Origin of the sequence: Vibrio sp. SCSIO 43136, assembly GCF_023716565.1 — a bacterium.
Classification (GTDB): domain Bacteria; phylum Pseudomonadota; class Gammaproteobacteria; order Enterobacterales; family Vibrionaceae; genus Vibrio.
Genome location: NZ_CP071848.1, coordinates 2,159,984 through 2,180,431 on the forward strand (window position 1 = coordinate 2,159,984; position 20,448 = coordinate 2,180,431).

General features: G+C 46.8%; 17 protein-coding genes. 2 read left to right on the forward strand and 15 right to left on the reverse strand.

Features of this window, described 5'->3' with window-relative positions:
• Positions 1-29: 29 nt before the first annotated feature.
• From lon to tig, 4 genes are all read right to left on the reverse strand, one after another.
• Positions 30-2,375 (reverse strand): endopeptidase La, encoded by a 2,346-nt coding sequence (gene lon, locus J4N39_RS10195; RefSeq protein ID WP_252018810.1) that lies wholly within the window; start codon positions 2,373-2,375, stop codon positions 30-32.
• Between the two features lie 117 nt (positions 2,376-2,492).
• The gene (gene clpX, locus J4N39_RS10200) at positions 2,493-3,773 is read right to left on the reverse strand and encodes an ATP-dependent protease ATP-binding subunit ClpX (RefSeq protein ID WP_252018812.1); all 1,281 of its coding nucleotides are present in this window, start codon (positions 3,771-3,773) and stop codon (positions 2,493-2,495) included.
• Positions 3,774-3,858: 85 nt separating this feature from the next.
• The gene (gene clpP / locus J4N39_RS10205) at positions 3,859-4,485 is read right to left on the reverse strand and encodes an ATP-dependent Clp endopeptidase proteolytic subunit ClpP (RefSeq protein ID WP_252018825.1); all 627 of its coding nucleotides are present in this window, start codon (positions 4,483-4,485) and stop codon (positions 3,859-3,861) included.
• A 104-nt stretch (positions 4,486-4,589) separates the two neighbouring features.
• Positions 4,590-5,891 carry a trigger factor gene (tig, locus tag J4N39_RS10210; RefSeq protein WP_252018827.1) on the reverse strand — a complete coding sequence of 434 codons (1,302 nt, stop codon included), beginning with the start codon at positions 5,889-5,891 and terminating at the stop codon, positions 4,590-4,592.
• 457 nt (positions 5,892-6,348) lie between these two features.
• Between tig and J4N39_RS10215 the strand changes: the two genes are divergently transcribed.
• Positions 6,349-8,148 carry a sensor histidine kinase gene (locus J4N39_RS10215; RefSeq protein ID WP_252018829.1) on the forward strand — a complete coding sequence of 600 codons (1,800 nt, stop codon included), beginning with the start codon at positions 6,349-6,351 and terminating at the stop codon, positions 8,146-8,148.
• A 24-nt stretch (positions 8,149-8,172) separates the two neighbouring features.
• Positions 8,173-9,510: a sigma-54-dependent transcriptional regulator gene (locus J4N39_RS10220; RefSeq protein WP_252018832.1), complete on the forward strand. Its 1,338-nt coding sequence runs from the start codon at positions 8,173-8,175 to the stop codon at positions 9,508-9,510.
• Between the two features lie 35 nt (positions 9,511-9,545).
• Here J4N39_RS10220 and J4N39_RS10225 read toward each other — a convergent pair whose 3' ends face one another.
• From J4N39_RS10225 to J4N39_RS10275, 11 genes are all read right to left on the reverse strand, one after another.
• A complete protein-coding gene (locus tag J4N39_RS10225; RefSeq protein WP_252018835.1) occupies positions 9,546-9,947 on the reverse strand; it encodes an HVO_A0114 family putative DNA-binding protein in 402 nt (133 codons plus the stop codon).
• Between the two features lies 1 nt (position 9,948).
• Complete coding sequence (locus tag J4N39_RS10230; RefSeq protein ID WP_252018837.1) at positions 9,949-10,305, reverse strand: toxin-antitoxin system TumE family protein; 357 nt, start codon at positions 10,303-10,305, stop codon at positions 9,949-9,951.
• Positions 10,306-10,426: 121 nt separating this feature from the next.
• Positions 10,427-10,795, reverse strand: coding sequence for a T6SS amidase immunity protein Tai4 family protein (locus J4N39_RS10235; RefSeq protein WP_252018839.1), 369 nt, complete (start codon positions 10,793-10,795; stop codon positions 10,427-10,429).
• A 218-nt stretch (positions 10,796-11,013) separates the two neighbouring features.
• The gene (locus tag J4N39_RS10240; protein WP_252018841.1) at positions 11,014-12,375 is read right to left on the reverse strand and encodes a TRAP transporter large permease; all 1,362 of its coding nucleotides are present in this window, start codon (positions 12,373-12,375) and stop codon (positions 11,014-11,016) included.
• 3 nt (positions 12,376-12,378) lie between these two features.
• Positions 12,379-13,011, reverse strand: a complete 633-nt coding sequence (locus tag J4N39_RS10245) for a TRAP transporter small permease (RefSeq protein WP_252018843.1) — start codon at positions 13,009-13,011, stop codon at positions 12,379-12,381.
• Between the two features lie 66 nt (positions 13,012-13,077).
• Complete coding sequence (locus J4N39_RS10250) at positions 13,078-14,073, reverse strand: TRAP transporter substrate-binding protein (protein ID WP_252018845.1); 996 nt, start codon at positions 14,071-14,073, stop codon at positions 13,078-13,080.
• Between the two features lie 359 nt (positions 14,074-14,432).
• Positions 14,433-15,545, reverse strand: coding sequence for an ABC transporter ATP-binding protein (locus tag J4N39_RS10255; RefSeq protein ID WP_252018847.1), 1,113 nt, complete (start codon positions 15,543-15,545; stop codon positions 14,433-14,435).
• A gap of 2 nt (positions 15,546-15,547) precedes the next feature.
• The gene (locus tag J4N39_RS10260) at positions 15,548-16,405 is read right to left on the reverse strand and encodes a carbohydrate ABC transporter permease (RefSeq protein WP_252018849.1); all 858 of its coding nucleotides are present in this window, start codon (positions 16,403-16,405) and stop codon (positions 15,548-15,550) included.
• Positions 16,402-17,325: a carbohydrate ABC transporter permease gene (locus J4N39_RS10265; protein WP_252018851.1), complete on the reverse strand. Its 924-nt coding sequence runs from the start codon at positions 17,323-17,325 to the stop codon at positions 16,402-16,404. Before J4N39_RS10265 ends, J4N39_RS10260 begins: the two co-directional genes overlap by 4 nt.
• Positions 17,326-17,487: 162 nt before the next feature.
• Positions 17,488-18,735, reverse strand: a complete 1,248-nt coding sequence (locus J4N39_RS10270; protein WP_252018853.1) for an ABC transporter substrate-binding protein — start codon at positions 18,733-18,735, stop codon at positions 17,488-17,490.
• Between the two features lie 141 nt (positions 18,736-18,876).
• Positions 18,877-20,319: an ATP-binding protein gene (locus tag J4N39_RS10275; RefSeq protein WP_252018855.1), complete on the reverse strand. Its 1,443-nt coding sequence runs from the start codon at positions 20,317-20,319 to the stop codon at positions 18,877-18,879.
• Positions 20,320-20,448: the final 129 nt, after the last annotated feature.

Genomic DNA, 20,448 nt, shown 5'->3' on the forward strand with positions numbered 1-20,448 from the left:
TTTAATGATTTTTGCAGCAGGTCACTATTTTATTGACCTAGCGACACCCCTGAAGGGTCATTCTCTAGTGCAATGGTCAGCACTTCGTCAATCCACTGCACCGGCTTCACCGTCAGATCAGCGATAACATTTTCTGGAATTTCTTCCAAATCACGCTCGTTGTCCTTAGGAATCACCACGGTTTTGATGCCGCCGCGGTGCGCTGCCAGCAACTTCTCTTTCAAGCCACCAATAGGCAGAACTTCACCACGAAGAGTGATTTCACCTGTCATACCCACATCCGCTTTCACAGGGTTACCTGTGAGGCTAGAAACAAGTGCTGTACACATTGCGATACCTGCACTAGGGCCATCTTTTGGTGTAGCGCCTTCAGGCACGTGTACGTGAATGTCACGCTTCTCGTAGAAGTCTTCGTTAATACCAAGCTTCTGTGCACGAGCACGTACTACAGTCATAGCCGCTTGAATCGACTCTTTCATCACGTCGCCAAGAGAACCTGTTTGCGTTAGCTTGCCTTTACCTGGCATCGCTTCGGTCTCGATAGTCAGCAGGTCACCACCCACTTGAGTCCACGCAAGACCAGTTACTTGACCGATACGGTTGTTGTCGTCTGCTTTACCGTAATCGTGACGTTGAACACCTAGGTAATCTTTTAGGTTGTCGATAGAAACGGTTACTGTCTTGAGATCTTTGTCTAGCAGGATGTTCTTCACTGCTTTACGACAGATCTTCGAGATTTCACGCTCTAGGCTACGAACACCCGCTTCACGCGTGTAGTAACGAATGATGCCGATGATGGCCGAATCTTCGATCTCGATTTCACCTTTCTTCAGACCGTTACGCTCAATCTGCTTAGACACCAAGTGGCGCTTAGCGATATTAAGCTTCTCGTCTTCGGTGTAACCCGATAGACGAATCACTTCCATACGGTCAAGCAAAGGACCCGGAATGTCCATGGAGTTCGATGTAGCAACGAACATCACATCAGACAGGTCGTAATCAACCTCTAGGTAATGATCGTTAAACGCATTGTTCTGCTCAGGGTCAAGTACTTCTAAGAGCGCAGATGACGGATCACCACGCATGTCTGAAGACATCTTATCGATCTCATCAAGTAGGAACAGTGGGTTCTTCACGCCAACTTTTGACATCTTCTGAATAAGCTTGCCTGGCATAGAACCGATGTAAGTACGGCGGTGACCACGGATTTCCGCTTCATCGCGTACGCCGCCTAGCGCCATACGAGTGTATTTACGACCTGTTGCCGCTGCAATCGAGCGACCTAGTGAGGTTTTACCAACACCAGGAGGACCAACAAGACAAAGGATTGGACCTTTTAGCTTGTTGATACGATTTTGGACCGCTAAGTACTCAAGGATACGTTCTTTAACACGCTCTAGACCATAGTGGTCCTCATTAAGAATTTCTTCTGCTTTAGACAGATCTTTCTTAACTTTAGAGCGCTTGTTCCAAGGCACACCAACCATCCAGTCGATGTAGCTACGAACGACAGTCGCTTCTGCCGACATCGGAGACATCATCTTAAGCTTAGATAGCTCTTGCTCCGTCTTCTCTTTGGCATCTTTAGGCATTTTCGACTCTTCGATCTTCTTCTTCAGAGTCTCGAATTCGTCTGGAGCATCTTCCATCTCACCAAGTTCTTTCTGAATCGCTTTCATTTGCTCATTCAGGTAGTACTCGCGCTGGGATTTCTCCATTTGTTTTTTAACACGATTACGAATGCGTTTTTCAACTTGCAGTAAGTCGATCTCCGATTCCATCTGTCCCATTAGGAACTCAAGACGCTCATTCACATCAAGAATTTCTAGCACTTGCTGCTTATCATCAAGCTTAAGTGGCATATGAGCTGCGATAGTATCGGCAAGGCGCGCCGCATCTTCGATACCGCTTAAAGACGTCAGTACTTCTGGTGGGATCTTCTTGTTTAGCTTAATGAAGCCTTCGAATTGGTTAATCGCACTGCGAACGACCACTTCGTGCTCTTTCTCATCCAATTCTGGAGTCGCAAGGTACTCAGCGTCAGCGACGAAAAAGTCGTTTTCAACAAACTGATGAATGCGCGCACGCTGCTGGCCTTCAACCAACACTTTAACCGTGCCGTCAGGCAACTTTAATAGCTGAAGAATCGTTGCAACTGTACCAGTGCTAAATAGGTCATCGATCACCGGCTCGTCGGTATCTGCTTGCTTTTGTGCCACAAGTAGAACTTGCTTGTTGGCTTCCATTGCCGACTCTAGGCAACGAATCGATTTTTCACGACCAACAAACAGAGGGATAACCATGTGAGGGTATACCACAACATCGCGTAGTGGTAACACGGGGATTTCGATACGCTCGGAACGCTCCAAGTTCATATTTTTCTCTCTTCCGTTTCTGCTTATGAGCAGTATATGGGGGCAATTGGATTAGATTCAACGAGATAATAAAAAAAAAGGAGGCAATGCCTCCTTTTCTAATTAATTGACGAAATTTTACTCGCCGCCAGCGACTTCTTTGTCGTTTGCTTCGTATATTAGCAGCGGTTCCGACTCGCCGTTGATAACCGACTCATCAATAACAACCTTGCTAACATCCGTTGAAGATGGAAGCTCGTACATAGTCTCAAGAAGCACAGCTTCCAAGATAGAACGAAGGCCACGAGCACCTGTTTTGCGGTCCATCGCTTTCTTAGCGATAGCACGCAGTGCATCTTCACGGAACTCAAGCTCAACGTCTTCAATGTCGAATAGCGCTGCGTACTGTTTAGTCAGTGCGTTCTTCGGCTCACGAAGGATTTGAATCAGTGCTTCTTCATCCAGCTCAGTCAGAGTCGTCGTTACAGGAAGACGACCGATAAACTCAGGGATAAGACCGTACTTAACCAAATCTTCTGGTTCAACTTGAGTAAATAGCTCACCCACAGTTTTGGTTTCATCTTTAGAGCGAACTTCCGCACCAAAGCCAATACCAGAACCTGTATCAACACGCTGCTCAATCACTTTATCTAGGCCGGCAAATGCACCACCACAGATGAATAGGATCTTCGAGGTATCAACCTGTAGGAACTCTTGTTGAGGGTGCTTACGACCACCTTGTGGCGGAACTGAAGCGATAGTACCTTCAACCAATTTAAGTAGAGCTTGCTGCACACCTTCACCCGATACGTCACGAGTGATAGATGGGTTTTCTGCTTTACGAGAGATCTTGTCGATCTCATCAATGTAGACAATACCGCGCTCAGCTTTCGCCACGTCGTAGTCACATTTTTGTAGAAGCTTCTGGATGATGTTTTCAACGTCTTCACCCACGTAACCAGCTTCGGTTAGTGTGGTTGCGTCAGCCATAGTAAATGGCACATCCAAGAAACGCGCTAGCGTTTCAGCAAGTAGGGTTTTACCACTACCTGTAGGACCGATAAGCAAGATGTTACTCTTACCTAGTTCAACCCCTTCAGCAGTTGTATCACCGTTGCGCAGGCGTTTGTAGTGGTTATAAACCGCTACCGCCAGCACTTTTTTCGCATACTCTTGGCCGATTACGTAGTCGTCTAGATGTTCACGGATTTCACGCGGCGTAGGTAGAGCGGCGGATTCCTTCTTAGGTAAAACATCCTTGATTTCTTCACGAATAATATCGTTGCACAAATCAACACATTCATCACAAATGTAGACTGACGGACCAGCGATGAGCTTGCGAACTTCATGCTGACTTTTGCCGCAGAAAGAACAGTAGAGTAGTTTGCCGCTACCGCCCTCTTTGCTTTTATCTGTCATTCGCTAACCTCTTAGCTTTTATATTTCTGATTTGAGTGTATAACAAATTTGCTCAAAATGCGCAGGCATCTTGGCAGGCTATGGCTTACTTAGCGTTACGCGCCAGTACAGAGTCGACTAGGCCGTATTCTACTGCCTGGTCTGCCGCCATAAAGTTATCACGATCAGTATCACGTTCGATTACTTCAATTGGCTGGCCAGTGTGGTCAGCAAGCAATTGGTTCAGCTTCTGCTTGATGGTCAAGATTTCTTGAGCGTGGATTTGAATATCCGATGCCTGACCTTGGAAACCACCTAGCGGCTGGTGAATCATAACGCGCGAATGCGGTAGTACGTGGCGTTTGCCCTCAGCACCACCTGCAAGTAGGAACGCACCCATAGAGCACGCTTGACCCATACATACAGTGCTTACGTCTGGCTTGATGTACTGCATGGTGTCATAAATCGACATACCTGCAGTCACACTGCCGCCTGGCGAGTTGATGTATAGGAAGATATCTTTGTCTGGGTTTTCAGACTCTAGGAATAGCATCTGAGCTACTACTAGGTTGGCCATGTGGTCTTCCACTTGACCAGTCAGGAAGATGATGCGCTCTTTTAGAAGACGAGAGTAGATATCAAAAGAACGTTCGCCGCGGGAAGTTTGTTCCACCACCATAGGTACGAGAGCGTCAATGATTGGTGACATAGCGTTTTTTTCTTGGTAGCTCATATTCTTATATCCCTAAATAAAATGGCCCGGATGATTAACTCACACGGACCATTGTTAGCAGAAGAGTTAAAACAAAGTCAACTTTCTACACTCAGAAACCTGAATTATGCAGGTTGTTGAGCATTCATTAGCTCGTTGAACGCTACTTCTTTCTCAGAAACGTTCGCCTTCGCTAGGATTGCGTCGATCGCTTGCTCTTCAAGAGCAACGTTACGCATGTTGTTCATCATTTGCTCGTTTTGCTCGTAGTAAGCAACAACTTCAGCTGGATCTTCGTAAGCAGTCGCCATCTCAGTGATTAGCGCTTTAACTTTCTCATCGTCAGCTTTTAGTTCTTCAGACTTGATCACTTCACCAAGTAGTAGGCCTACTGCTACGCGACGCTTAGCTTGCTCTTCGAACAGCTCACGTGGTAGTTGGTCAGCAGCTTCAGCGTTGCCACCGAAACGTTGTGCAGCTTGTTGACGTAGAGTACCGATCTCTTGGTCGATAAGTGCAGCAGGAACGTCGATGTCGTTCGCTTCAACTAGACCGTCAAGCGCTTGCTCTTTGATACGGTTCTTAACAGCTTGCTTAAGCTCACGCTCCATGTTCTTACGAACTTCAGCTTTAAGACCTTCAACGCCACCTTCAGCACCGAACTTAGCAACGAACTCGTCGTTTAGCTCAGGAAGCTCTTGAGCTTCTACTTTGATCACTTTGATTGCGAACTTAGCCGCTTTACCTTTTAGGTTTTCAGCGTGGTAATCTTCTGGGAAGTTTACATCGATGTCGAATTCCATGCCCGCAGTCTTACCAGCGATACCGTCTTCGAAACCAGGGATCATGCGACCTTGGCCCATTTCTAGTGGGAAGTTCTCAGCTTTACCGCCTTCAAACTCTTCGCCGTCGATAGAACCAACGAAATCGATAGTTACGCGAGTGCCTTCTTCAGCAGCTGCTTCTACTTCGTTCCAAGAAGCTTGTTGCTTACGTAGGGTTTCTAGCATCTCATCGATGTCAGCGTCTTTAACTTCTGCTACTGGCTTTTCAACAGCGATAGTGTCTAGACCTTTCAGCTCAACTTCTGGGTAAACTTCGAAAGTTGCAGTGAATACTAGGTCTTTGCCTTCTTCAGTTTCAACTGGAGCGAAAGTTGGTGCGCCCGCTGGGTTGATTTTCTCTTTAACGATCGCTTCGATGAAGTGACGTTGCATAACCTCACCCATCACGTCTTGACGTACTGCTTTGCCGTACATTTTAGCAACCATCTTCATCGGTACTTTACCTTTACGGAAGCCATCAAAACGACGGTTTTTCGCGATGTTGCGTAGTTCAGCTGTTACTGCGTCTTCGATGTTAGCAGCAGGAACAGTAATAGTAAGACGGCGCTCTAGGCCTTCTAGAGTTTCAACAGTAGCTTGCATTATAAATAAACCTCAAAAATGGCTCAGCTAGGCTGAGCGAGGGTGCATCATGCGACCCTATCCATAGTGTTGTAATCTGTTCAATCATTCGTTAATTAACGAATTGAGACCACCAAATGCATTTGGTGAACTATTCAGTGATAGCCTTCGGTAATTGCCAAAGCCATCTCCAATTAGTCTCAGGACAGAAAATTAGACGCCGCATTCTAGCGATATGCATCGGCTGTGTCGAGACGTGTCCTAAATTCTCAATCGCTTGTTCGACAAAATGGGGACATTACCGCGGTTTTCAAGGGAGAAAAGCCCTTTTTTTCATAAAAAACTGAAAAAGAGATCCGAGTCTAGTTTTACCGCACCACAACTTCACCATTTCGGCCAAGTTTTAATCTGGTTACGGTTTGAACGCTATTTCTTTGCTTTAATTTGATTTATAGAGATTCGATAGTAATGAGGAAAAATGGTCGTCCCAAAAAAAGTCACCTCAATGGTACTTGCTTTGTATTTGCTTACTCTGCTGTTCACCGGCTTTTTTAGCTGGGGGACGAGCTATCAATCTTTAGTCAATCAAGCACAAGGGGATGCCAAGCAGCTTAAAAGTTATCTTGTTAGCCAGTTAGATAAGTTCGCTCATTTGCCACGATTATTGGCAAAAGATAGAGCCATCATCAATGCTCTGCTCTCCCCTGAAAATACCGCGCAAATCGATATCACCAATCGCTACCTTGCTGAGGTGAATCAAATCCTAGAAGCGAGTGACATTTATCTGCTCGATCATACGGGTTTTACGCTTGCCGCAAGTAACTGGGCGCTGGAAAAATCCTTCATTGGACGTAACTACTCTTTTCGTCCTTACTTCAAAGAAGCGATTCGGGGCAACGCGGGCGAATACTTTGCACTAGGCAGTGCCTCGGGCCAGCGCGGATATTACTATTCCTACCCTATCGAGTACGGGGCTAATCGTCTCGGAGTCGTGGTGGTGAAGAAGAACCTAGCCAACATCGAGCAAAGCTGGGTCAATAAAACCAGTGAATTTGTGGTCACCGACAGTGACAACGTGATTTTTATGTCAAGCCAGCCTGCTTGGTTATTTCACTCCCTGCTCGACCTTTCACAATCTCGACTTGAGCAGATATCCCAAGGCCAACGTTATTTGGGTAAAGAGATCGAAAGTTTGGGATTTCATGGCGACATCAATCAAAACGTTGGCATGATCCAACCTGCTGACTCGTCACTCAATCGTCAAGCTTATATTACCGTAAGTGAGCCGATGGAGATCACTCAGCTCACGGTTCGAGTCTTAAGCCCTAAACGTGAACATCTGCTGGATGTGGCCGCTTCTCTAGCCATCGTCACTTTAGTCTTCACTGTGTTTTATTTGGCGCTGCTGGTCTATTCCCAACAAAAATACAAACAGCGCCAAATCGAAAAGATTCAAAATGAAGCCAAACAGAAACTCGAGTTCTTGGTGATGGAGCGCACGGCGGAGTTGCACACAGAGATCAAGGTGCGAACCGACACTGAAAGAGCGTTGCGTCAAACTCAAGCAGAGCTGATCCAAGCAGCCAAGCTTGCGGTGCTGGGGCAAATGTCAGCAGGTATTAGTCATGAGCTCAATAACCCATTGGCCGCCATTCGTAGCTATGCCGACAATGCACGCAAGTTTTTGCAGAAAGACAAATTGGAATCTGCAGACAGCAACCTAGAGCGGATCTCTTCTCTGACGGAAAGAATGGCCAAAATCAGTCAGCAACTTAAAGCATTTGCCAAGAAAACTAGTTCAGAAGAATTAGTCGATACCCAGATCTATCCGCTAGCGATTGCTGCAAAAGAGCTGATGAAGTCGCAGTACAAATCACACGCAGTGAGTTTAGAGCTGACTTGTGAGCAAACCGACCTTCATACCCAGATAAACCCAATTCAACTTGAGCAAGTGTTGGTTAACTTGCTGACCAACGCTATGCACGCCCTCGAAGGACGAGAAAGCAAACAGGTATTGGTAAATATTTATCAAGCCGAAGAGCAAATTGTGATTGAGATAAGCGACAACGGACCCGGAATTTCGCAAGATCACCTAGCACACCTTTTCGAACCGTTTTTTACGACTAAAACCAATGGATTAGGTCTTGGCCTATCAATATCTCAACAGATCATTGAAGCCATGATGGGCAGTCTCACCGCCGATAATAAAATTGAAGGTGGTGCTTGCTTTGCCATCAGACTGCCGATGCCATCGAATAATTCCCAACTCTCAAAATAAACGCACCCAAGGAAGTGAAGCTATATGTGCCACGTTTTTCTAATCGATGACGAAATTGACCTGCGTATCGCCATGGAGCAAGCGTTTGAGTTAGCGGATATCGATACGCACAGTTTTGAAGATGCCGAATCGGCGCTAGTCGCATTTGATAGTGACAATCCCCCTCATGTTGTTGTCACCGATATCTGCTTGCCCGGACTATCAGGGCAAAACCTGCTCACCTCTATCCACCGCAAAGACCCAGATATTCCAGTCATCTTAATCACCGGGCACGGCGACATCTCTATGGCGGTGCAAGCAATGCACGACGGAGCATACGACTTCATTGAAAAGCCGTTTTCAAATGAGCGCTTAGTCGATACGGTGCGACGAGCGATTGAAAGGCGTCAATTAACACTTGAGAACCATCAGCTCAAACGAGCTTTAAAGGCCAACCAAACCCTGGGACCTCGTATTATTGGTGAAACTCAAAGCATGCAGATGCTGCGTGACACCATCACTCATGTCGCCGACACCAGCGCTGATATCCTACTTTTTGGTGAAACGGGTACAGGTAAAGAGCTGATTGCTCGCTCGCTGCATGAGCAAAGTAGTCGCAGAGAGCAAAATTTCGTCGCTGTGAACTGTGGTGCTGTGCCTGAGAATTTGATTGAAAGCGAACTCTACGGCCATGAAAAGGGCGCGTTTACTGGCGCAGATAGCCGCAGAATCGGCAAATTTGAACACGCTCAAGGGGGAACCCTATTTCTCGACGAAATTGAATCCATGCCAATGCAAGCGCAAATTCGCCTGCTGCGTGTGTTGCAAGAGCGCAGCCTAGAACGGGTTGGATCGAATCAAGAAGTCGAGCTAGACATTCGGGTGATCGCAGCAACCAAGGTCGATCTAAAACAAGCCGCCGCAGAAGGCACCTTTCGCCAAGACCTTTACTATCGCTTAAACGTCGTCACCCTCGACCTTCCTCCGCTAAGGCATCGCAAAGAAGACATTCCAGCCCTGTTTCACCACTTTCTCTTGGTCGCCGCAGCGCGCTATGGCAAAGCGGCAACTACCCTACCAGCCAGCGATTTACAAACACTACTTTCCCACGATTGGCCCGGCAACGTTCGAGAGCTACGCAATGCAGCAGAGCGCTTTGTTCTACTCGGCAAGCTGATCCAGTTGGGCGAAGGTGAGCACAAATCTCACGTCGCCCTCAGCCTTGCCGAACAAGTCGCCGAGTTTGAAAAAACAGTGCTAGAGCAGGCACTCGCCGAATGCGGAGGAAGCATTAAAGAGACCATGGACAGGCTGCAACTGGCGAGAAAAACCCTCTACGACAAAATGCAAAAACATGGTTTGAATAAGGAAGAGTTTAAGTAATAGCCATCATTTAGCTCAGTCAGCTGCGGAGTCAATCACGCTGCCGACTGAGCTATTGATAATTGCAATAAGTAGCTCTCTAACTGCGAATCTGTAACGATTTCAAAGTCGGTAAATAATGCCATTGGCTTGATAGCCTTGCCTGAGCCTTGCTCCATCCGAACAAAGCCTTTTTCACTCAGCCCTTTGAGCGTATTCGACAAATTGGATTTAGCTCGGCCTGTTAGCTGAGCCAGCTCAGTAAGACTCTCTGGTCGCTCTGAATCGATCAGTCTTAGTAATTCGATATTTTCTGGGCGCAGAATTTGAGAAACGGCATTGAAAGAGGTGTACCAAACCTTAGGTTCATCTGGTCGGGGTTGATACTCACCTTGCGCAATAGCCACTAGTCTCATTCGAATAAGCTTTTCTGGCATGATCCCAATTTTTACTTTCATACTACTTACCTTCAATTGCTGCGATGGTTTTATCTATTCCCTCAAAGAAATCTTGAAGCAGTGTGTAACCATCAGAAAACTCGTAAGGCGTGCCTCGATCAACAGCTGATTTATGCAGATGATCATACTCATAACGCCGCCCACTAAACTTATTTCCTTTAAGTGGCTTCACCGCATGAGCATTATCATGTCCAAATACCCGTTTGTTATATCGATTATGGAGCGTTAAGTTATAGCGAATACCATGGGGCCGCTCTTTGGTTGGCGCTACAGTCCAAGCTTCTATTTTCCACCAATACCCATCATCACGATGAACCTGTTCACCATGCATACTGAGTAGGACTTCAACTCCATTCAATGTAAACCACCATTAAAGTTATGACCAGAGTATAACACACTCTCACCAAATGGTACTAACTGCATTTCCCTTTAGTTAGCCGACTATCAAATGATGAAGGGCGCTACGATCTAACTACTAGTTATTGTTGAGTAGCTATAGCTTGCTGATAGAGCGCCTCAACCTTCTTTGATTCAGCGAAGTCTAAGCAGTATGCCAGCTCAATGGTGTTGCCTTTTTTGGAGCGATAACCTTTTAGATCAGAGTTAGCTAAAAGCTCTGGCACTTTGAAAAATATCTCAAGCGGTAGGTTTGAAAATTCTCGATAGCCTTGCATGGCTGCGATGGCATCTTCAGATACTTTGGAATGCTTATAGTAAGTTGCAACACATGTTGTGAGCGCATAATTTTTGATTAATTGCTTCTCATCCAATTCATGTAAATTATGAGCACCTACACTCAAGCTATAACACAGAGCGTACAGTATTGGGGTTAATCTTTTAATCGCCATATGTAAGTAACACTTTCGAATAAAGTTGGAATATCTCACGCTTTCAATATCAAAAAAACGACAGCGACTTAGTTCTGGAACACCTTCAAACTTGAATGTAAGAACTTGAAACTGAGAGAATTATTAAAAATAAATATTCTCACTTCTAATGCAAAAAGCCCCGCATCAAAGCATCGATGCGGGGAAAAGAGGGTGTCTAAACTTGTATTGATTCGGACTTACTTGGTGATGATTTCTGGGCCCATCAAAGTAGTTGGAAGCCAGGTAGAAACCCAAGGGACGTAAGTCACTATGATGAGGAATAAGAACATAACCCCAACCCACGGTAGTGCCGCTTTGACCACGTTCATCATCGACATCTTAGCAACCCCGGCGGTCACGAACAGGTTGAGCCCCACCGGAGGTGTTATCATGCCTATCTCCATGTTCACCACCATCATGATGCCAAGGTGAATTGGGTCGATGCCTAGTGCGATTGCGATGGGGAATACTAAAGGTGCAACAATGATCAATAGACCCGATGGCTCCATGAACTGACCACCAATCAGCAGCAGCAAGTTCACTACAATCAAGAACGTAATTGGACCAAGACCTGCCGATAGCATTGACTCGGTGATCATTTGTGGGATGCGTTCTTCGGTCAATACATGCTTAAGGATCAATGCATTGGCAATGATGAACAGCAGCATGATGGTCAACTTACCCGCTTCAAACAAAGTGTGCTTGGTGTCTTTGTGCACAAAGGTCTCTAGCGCTTTAACAAACGCTGGGCGTTTGTTTTCTTTGTCAGCAAATGGCCCCATGTCTTTATAGACAAAGTTTGCGATAAAGAATGAATACACCGCCGCTACCGCCGCCGCTTCTGTCGGAGTAAAGATACCGCCGTAAATACCTCCAAGGATAATTACCACCAGCGCCAAGCCCCAGCTCGCATCTTTTGCCGCTGCAAAGGCTTCGCCCCAACCGACGAATGGCTGTTTTGGCAAGTTTTTCACACGGGCTGCGATATAGATGGCGATCATCAGCATCACACCTGCGAGTAGCCCCGGTATAACACCACCTAAGAACATTCGACCTACAGAAACATCTGTCGCTGCTGCATACACCACCATTACGATAGAAGGCGGGATCAGAATGCCTAGCGTACCCGCATTACAGATAACCCCTGCTGCGAACTCTTTGGTGTAGCCATTTTTCACCATACCAGCGATAACAATACTACCGATCGCAACCACGGTTGCAGGTGATGAACCAGAGAGCGCCGCAAACATCATACATGCAACCACCGAGGCCATCGCCAATCCACCACGGAACCAGCCCACCATAGCAATAGCAAAGCGAATAATACGTTTCGCCACACCACCGGTAGACATGAAACTTGAGGCCAAAATGAAGAACGGAATCGCCAACAAGGTGTAGTGACCTGCAAAGGCATTAAACAAGGTTTGCGCCACCGATGCTAAGGAAGCATCAGAGTGCATCATTAAAAACAGGATGCTCGATAAACCCAGGGAAATAGCAATCGGCACCCCTATCAGCATGAAGCCGATAACCATTAAAAATAGAAATAGTATTGCCATGGTTTAGCCCTCTTTCTCTTCAGTCATTTCTTTTTTCAGTGCTTCAAGATCTTCTTCGGCTTCATGACCTGCGATGAGGCGGTCAAGTTCACCGGTGAAAATCTGATATCCCACTTGTAAGAAACGGAAAGTTAAAAGAGCCATACCAATTGGCAGCGCCATGTATGGAATGAAACGTGGCAGTTTTTCATAGCGCTCGCCTTCGTTGAGCCAGTCCGCCATAAATTGCAGCATCTCAGGCATTGGAATGTCATCGGTCTCGTACCACGCACGATCGGTGGCGAACGGATACCAATAATTCCAAGAACCTATCAGCAACAAAACGGAAAACACTAAACAGGCAAACACACTTAATAGGGCGTAAATCTTACGCAAACGTTCTGGGGCAAGGTTGATCACCACATCGACACCAATGTGGAAGTGTTTTTTCACCCCGTAGGAGGCACCCACTAACACCATCCATGCGAACATGAATACCGTGAGCTCTAGCGCCCACAAAATGTTGTCGTTGAGTACGTAACGAAACACAACGTTGATAAAGGTCAGTAAAGTCATCGCACCGAGGAAAAAGGCGATTAGGGTCTCTTCGATGGCATCGGTAACTTTGCCAACTTTGGCAAAAAAAGACTGCTCCATGGACTACTCCGCTGTCTTGAAGGTGGAGCGGGTGAGTCCCCGCTCCTATTGTTTATCGTTATATGATTATTTGTTTGACGCTAGGGCCGCTTCAATCAAGTCTGCGCCGATGTCTTTCTCAAACTTCTTCCATACAGGTTGTAGTGCTTCAACCCATTGCTGACGCTGTTCAGGCGTCAAGGTGCGCACAACACCACCCGCATCGATGATGTTTTGTTTGTTGGCGTTATTTACCTTGCTTGATTCAGAGTTACGCGTCTCAGTCACTTCCTTCAAGATGGTGGCAAACTGATCACGAGTGTCTGCTGGCATTTCGTTCCAGAAATCGTTAGAGGTCACTACTAGGTAATCCAAGATACCGTGGTTGGTCTCTGTCACACCGTCTTGAACTTCGAAGAACTTCTTACCATAGATGTTTGACCAACTGTTTTCTTGACCATCGATAACCTTAGTTTGCAGACCGCCATACACCTCTTTGAACGACATTTTCTGCGGGTTTGCACCTAATTGCTCAAACTGAGCAACCAATACGTCAGACGCCTGTACGCGGAACTTCAACCCTTTAGCATCTTCTGGCGTCAATAGCGGCTTACTTGCCGACATCTGCTTCATACCGTTATGCCAAAATGAAAGACCTTTTAGACCACGACGTTTCATCGCATTTTTTAGCTTCTCACCCGCTTCTGAGTTTTGGAATCGATCAACAGCGTCGACATCTTCAAACAAGAAAGGCAAATCGAAGATGCGGTACTTTTTGGTGAATTTTTCAAACTTAGACAGAGATGGTGCAGCAAGCTGAACGTCACCATTCAATAGGGCTTCAAGCACCTTGTTATCATCGTAAAGCGTTGAGTTAGGGAACACCTGCATACACGCTTTGCCGTTCATTTCTGTGTTAACACGCTCTTCAAGAAGGGAAGCTGCAATGCCTTTCGGGTGCTTATCCGTATTGGTTACGTGACTGAACTTGATCACCAGTTCGCCTGGGTCACAGTTCGCCGCCGCTTGGAAGCTGGTTACAGCCAAAATTGATGCAGATAGTAGGGTAAGAGGCTTTAACATTATTTTTCTCCTTGTCTTATGACTCGGTCATCATTTTTGATGCCTTGTGCCTAACTAAGAGCAATAAGCAGACCAACTCAATACATTTTGTTAACAACCCAGTAACCACAAGGGGTTTGGCGTGTTACACCTTGACGCAACCCAATGGCATTAAAAATTAATGGGTGAAAACCCACCCACACCAAAACCGCCAATGGGTACATTTCTACCAATTTCACCCAACCCATATCACCGATTTACAAGCACAAAAAAGGCGACCAAATATTGGTCGCCAAGGCCCTCAAGAAAGCTAGCGGACGCCAGCTTTACTTAGGTGTATTCACTCAACTGTGAGCGATACACCAACTCTCCCCCAAGAGTTAAAATTGCACTCTTTGTTGCGTCTGTGCATCAAAGAACACCGCTTTGGACAAATCAAAATGCAGTGGTGCCATCTGCCCCACCTGAACGTCACATTCTGGTGACAAACGACAAGCGACCTCTTGATCATTGACCTTCACCATCGCAATGGTATCTGGCCCAGTTGGCTCTAACACCTCCAGTTGCAAGTCAAGCTGGGTACTGACTGATGAGTCTTCCCCTGCTTGCTCGGTAATGTGTTCTGGGCGCAAGCCAATCACGATCTGTTTGCCATCTTGCTCTCGCATTGAGGCAGGCAAGCGAATGTGGTGCTCCTGATCGTTGGTCCCCGTCACTTTGATCACAGGGTTCTGCTGATCATCGAGATCGACCATGGTATGGATAAAGTTCATTGAAGGTGAGCCCATAAAACCTGCCACAAACATGTTCGATGGCTGATCGTAGATCTCTTTTGGTGTGCCCAGTTGTTGCAGCTCACCATCTTTCATCACCGCAATGCGATCAGCGAGCGTCATCGCTTCAATCTGGTCATGGGTTACATACACAATGGTAGTGTTAAGTTTTTGGTGCAAACGCTTGATCTGGTGGCGCATTTCCACACGCAGCTTTGCATCTAGGTTAGACAGAGGTTCATCAAAAAGATACAGCTTAGGACGACGCGCCAAGGCACGCCCCATGGCAACACGCTGACGTTGACCACCAGAAAGCTGGCTCGGTTTACGGTCGAGCAATGCGGTGATTTGCAGCATATCCGCAACACGTTTTACTTCGGCATCAATCAAGTCATTTTCCATCTTACGAATACGCAAACCAAAGGCGATGTTCTCATACACCGTCATGGTTGGGTAAAGCGCATAAGATTGAAACACCATGGCGATGTCGCGATCTTTTGGCTCAACGTTAGCAACGTCAACTCCATCAATCACAATCTCCCCAGAGCTAATATCTTCCAGACCTGCGATGGTATTCATCAGGGTCGATTTACCACAACCCGATGGGCCAACCAAGATCAGAAACTCACCAGAGTTGATACTAATGTCGATGCCTTTCAGCGTCTCTTGCTGAGCATTACGGTAGGTTTTACGAATTTGATTCAGTTCTAAAGTCGCCATGATTATCCCTTCACTGAGCCTGCGGTCAGGCCGCGCACAAAATATTTCCCTGCAAGCACATATACCAAGAGTGTTGGCAGTGCGGCGATAATGGCAGCTGCCATATCTACGTTGTATTCCTTCACCCCGGTACTGGTATTAACCAAGTTGTTGAGTGCGACCGTGATCGGCTGCGTCTCAGAGCCGGAGTAGACCACTCCAAATAAGAAATCATTCCAAATCGAAGTAAACTGCCAGATCACTGTCACCATGATGATAGGCACCGACAGCGGCAGCATGATTTTAAAGAAGATGGTAAAAAAGCCTGCGCCATCGAGCTTGGCTGCTTTAACCAACTCATCAGGAACACCCACGTAGAAGTTCCTAAAGAACAGTGTGGTAAAGGCCATACCGTAAACCACGTGTACCATCACAAGGCCCACTGTCGTGTTAGCGAGTCCTAACTTACCCAACAGTGCGGCCATTGGTAGCAAGATCACCTGAAACGGAATGAAGCAGCCAAACAGCAGCAAGCTAAAGAACAAGTTTGAGCCTCTAAATTGCCATTTACTGATCACGTAGCCGTTAAATGCACCAAGCAAAGTTGAAATAGCCACCGCTGGGATCACCATCTGAAATGAGTTCCAGAAATAACCTTTCACCCCTTCACATTTCACACCAGTACAAGCCGTGTTCCACGCTTTGTACCAAGCATCAAAGACCCACTCTTGTGGCAGCGTCATCAAGTTACCCGCTCGAATATCAGGCAATGTCTTGAATGAAGTTGTCACCATCACAAACAGTGGCATTAAATACACCAGGCAGAAGAACAACAGTAATGCGTAGATCGCTGCTCGACCCCAATTAAAAGACTGAGTCATGACTTACGCTCCCTTAATTCTGAATAGAGATACGGCACTAAAATGGCCAAAATACCCGCCAACATCATCACTGCACTGGCGGCGCCAAGACCAATTTGCCCGCGAGTAAATGAGTGGGCGTACATAAAGAGCGCTGGTAAGTCTGAAGAGTAGCCCGGGCCACCCGCGGTCAAGGCGGTCACCAAGTCAAAACTCTTGATTGCGATGTGTGAAGTAATGATCACAGCACTAAACATCACTGGGCGTAAGCAAGGCAAAATGATCTTCCAGTAAATCTTCGGCAGGCTCGCCCCATCGATTTGCGCTGCTGAAATGATCGATGAATCAATGCCACGCAGCCCCGCTAAGAACATCGCCATCACAAAGCCAGATGATTGCCAAACCGCGGCAATAACCAGGGTATAAACTGACATCTCTGAGCTAACCAGCCAGTTAAATTCAAAGTTAACAAAGCCCCAATCATGCATCAGTTTTTCAATGCCTAGACCTGGGTTTAATATCCATTTCCACGCTGTACCCGTCACGATAAACGACAGCGCCATTGGATAGAGGTAGATGGTTCGGATTGCGCCTTCTTGACGAATATTTTGGTCAAGCAAGATGGCAAGAAAAACGCCCAGCACGATAGCGATAACGATAAACAGCACACCAAAAATACCAAGGTTGGTAATTGAGGTGATCCAACGGTCGTTATCCATCAGCTTTTCATACTGAGTAAAACCGGCAAAATTGAACGAAGGCAAGAATCGAGAGTTGGTCATCGACAAAGCTGTCGTCCAAAAGATAAATCCATAGATACACACAACGGTCAGTAGCATCGTCGGTGCGAGGACGATTTTGGGTAACCAGTGCTGCAACCGATCCGCCAAATTACGTTTTGGGGTGGTTCGGGTTTCTGGTGAGTTCAAAACGCGCTCCATAACTAGTCCCTGTGGAGGAGTCGACACTGACGCAAGGCCAGCTCGCTCAAAAGTAATCGCCCCATCACCGCCACCCGAAGGTGGCGATTAGGGAAAGGCTCAATTGCATTAAGCCCTTCAGGGGTGTTCTAGAGATTGGCAACCTTAATTGCCAATCGAGGTTTACATTGCGGCTTTAACGGCTTTCGCAAGCTTCATCGCAGCCTCTTCAGGCTTCGCATTTGAGTCGTTAAAGAAGTTGGTCACTACATCGTAGATAGCACCTTGTGCATAACTGGTGGTCGACATACCGTGCGCCATACTCGGCACTAGATCACCTGAGTTAGCGCTGGTTTTGAACGTCGCCATTGAGTCAGTTGCACAAGAGTCAAACTTAGACATGTCCATATCTAGACGTACAGGGATAGAACCTTTGTTGAGGTTAAACACCTCTTGGAACTCAGGCTCAAGAATAGTCGCCGCCAGCGCTTTTTGCGCTTTCATGTTGGCTTCATCTTTAAGTTGGAAGAAAGCAAAGCTATCTACGTTGTAGGTAAACTGACCTGCTGTACCCGGCGCTGGAATACACACATAATCTTTACCCGGCATTTTGCCTGCGGCGGTGAACTCACCTTTCGCCCAGTCACCCATGATTTGCATTGCCGCTTCACCATTGATAACCATTGACGTTGCTACGTTCCAGTCACGGCCTGGTGAGTTTTCATCGATGTAGTCATGCACTTTTTGGAACTGACGGAACACTTCTACCATCTTGTCACCAGATAGGGTGTCCATGTCGAGATCAACAAAGGCTTTCACGTAATCTTCAGAGCCAAGCACATCCAAAGCAACTGCTTCAAATACGGTAGCGTCCTGCCAAGCTTGACCACCGTGCGCTAACGGTACGATGCCCGCCGCTTTTAGTTTGTCACCCGCTTCGAAGAACTCAGCCATCGTCGTTGGTACTTTTGCCCCCGCTTTTTCAAACACAGTCGGGTTAGCCCATAACCAGTTTACGCGGTGAACGTTGACAGGAACTGCAACGTAGCCGCCATCCCATTTCATTACATTGGCAATCATTTCTGGCACGATACCATCCCAGTTGCCTTGTTTAGCGACGTCATCCAAGTTAGAAAGGAAGCCAAGGCCGCCCCACTCTTGAATGTCATGGCCTTTAATTTGAGCCGCTGCTGGCGGGTTGCCCGACACAGCACGGGTTTTAAGTACCGTCATAGCACTCTCACCGCCACCACCTGCTACCGCAAAGTCTTTCCAGCTATGGCCTTGCTCTTCCAGCATGCCTTTTAGCGCAGCAACAGATTTAGCCTCACCACCGGATGTCCACCAGTGAAGCACTTCCACCTCTCCTGAATGTGCCATTGAGCTAGCAGCTAGAAGAGAGATACTTAGTAGGGTTTTGGTCATTTTCATTGTTATCGTCCATGTTATCGGATTAAGCGAAAAACGAGTCAACCGGATACGGCTAAGTTGTTCTCGATTGATAGGAGTGTATTCCTCTCACCGAAAAAGGATTGAAACAAAGGGTAAGCCCAATGTAACAAATCAGTTACATTAGGACTCAAGGCTACGTGGTATAAAGGCTTTGACCAATAAACCACCAGTTACAGAATTGTTAATTATGAGATCTCCGCCATGTGCGCGCAGAATATTTCGGCTAATTCCGAGCCCCAATCCGTGCCCGTCGCTATCTTTAGCCAGACGATGGTAGGGTTCAAAAACCGCTTCTAGCTCGTGGCTTGGAATGCCCGACCCGGAATCTAGAATATCTATTTCGAGTAATTCATCACTATCTCGTACGTTCACCACCACGCTGTCACCGTATTTCACCCCGTTGTCTATCAAGTTAGTAAGTACTCGCTTGATGCCAAGTGGCTTGGCCCAAATTGGCGCGATCTCGACTTGAGGCAAAGTAACGCTACCCTGTTGCAGGGTATTGTGGCTCTCGGCAATTTGCCGTAATAACTCGTTGATATCGACCTGCTCGGTATTTTCGTGGATATCGGTCTCACGCACACATTGCAGTGCCCCTTTGACCATCATCTCCAACTCATCGAGATCACGATTGAACTTAGCTCGCTTGATATCGCTCTCTAAAAGCTCAGCTCTTAGCCTTAAGCGTGTGATCGGCGTTTTTAAGTCGTGGGAGATGGCGGAAAACAATGACTCTCGGTCGGTAATGTAACGGTTGATCCTTAGCTGCATACGGTTAAAGGCGCGCGTGGCGGTGACCAGTTCATACGCCCCTTCCTCTACCAAGGGCGGCTGGTCAACGTTTACGCTCACCGCATTGGCGGCTTTCGCCAAGCGCTTGAGAGGTTTAACCTGCCTGCGGATCATAAAGTAAGTAAGCACTAACAAAATAGTGGTCGAGAAGAGCAAAAACCACCACTGCTCAGAGCCCAGTATATTATCTTCTAGGCTCACATAAGGCGCAGGAAGAAGCGCAGCAATATACAGCCATTGCTCTGTCGCTAACTCAATTTGCACCACCAGAATCGGCGGATTGATCGGTTGTAAAGTGAGAGTGTGATGAGCCCAAGATTTAGGTAGGTCATGCAGATAAATATCGTTTTTTAAAATGCGCAGATTCTCTGGGTGAGAGAACTCTACTACGATATTATCGACCTTAGGCAACTTTTGATGTAGCACACTATCGATGGCTTGCATTGACGCCAGTTTAAGCGGTGAGTCGCCAATGGGGTCTATATCCAGCTGCTCCTGATTGAAAGAGACGAAAAAGCGCGTCCCCCCCATATTGCGGATCTGATCGAGCACAATATGACGATATTCAACCGGCAATGATTGAAAGAAATTGACCGTGGAAGCAAACATGTTCGCCATGCTTTCTGAAGCAGAGCGAATACCATCAAGCTCACGGCTCTTAGACTGGGTATACCAAATGGATGTGGCAATTCCCTGCGCAAGCACCACGGCAACCAAGGTTAATACTAAGGTTCTTGCGACCAACGAACGAAACCAGCGAACACCCTTCATAGCTTCCTTACCACATCCAATTACGATACTAACGCTATGATCATAGTAATCGCATTAGCCGCCTTCGTAACAACTTACTTACAAAAGCTTGAACTGTATGGGATAGATAGGGCGAAAAAAAACCACAGC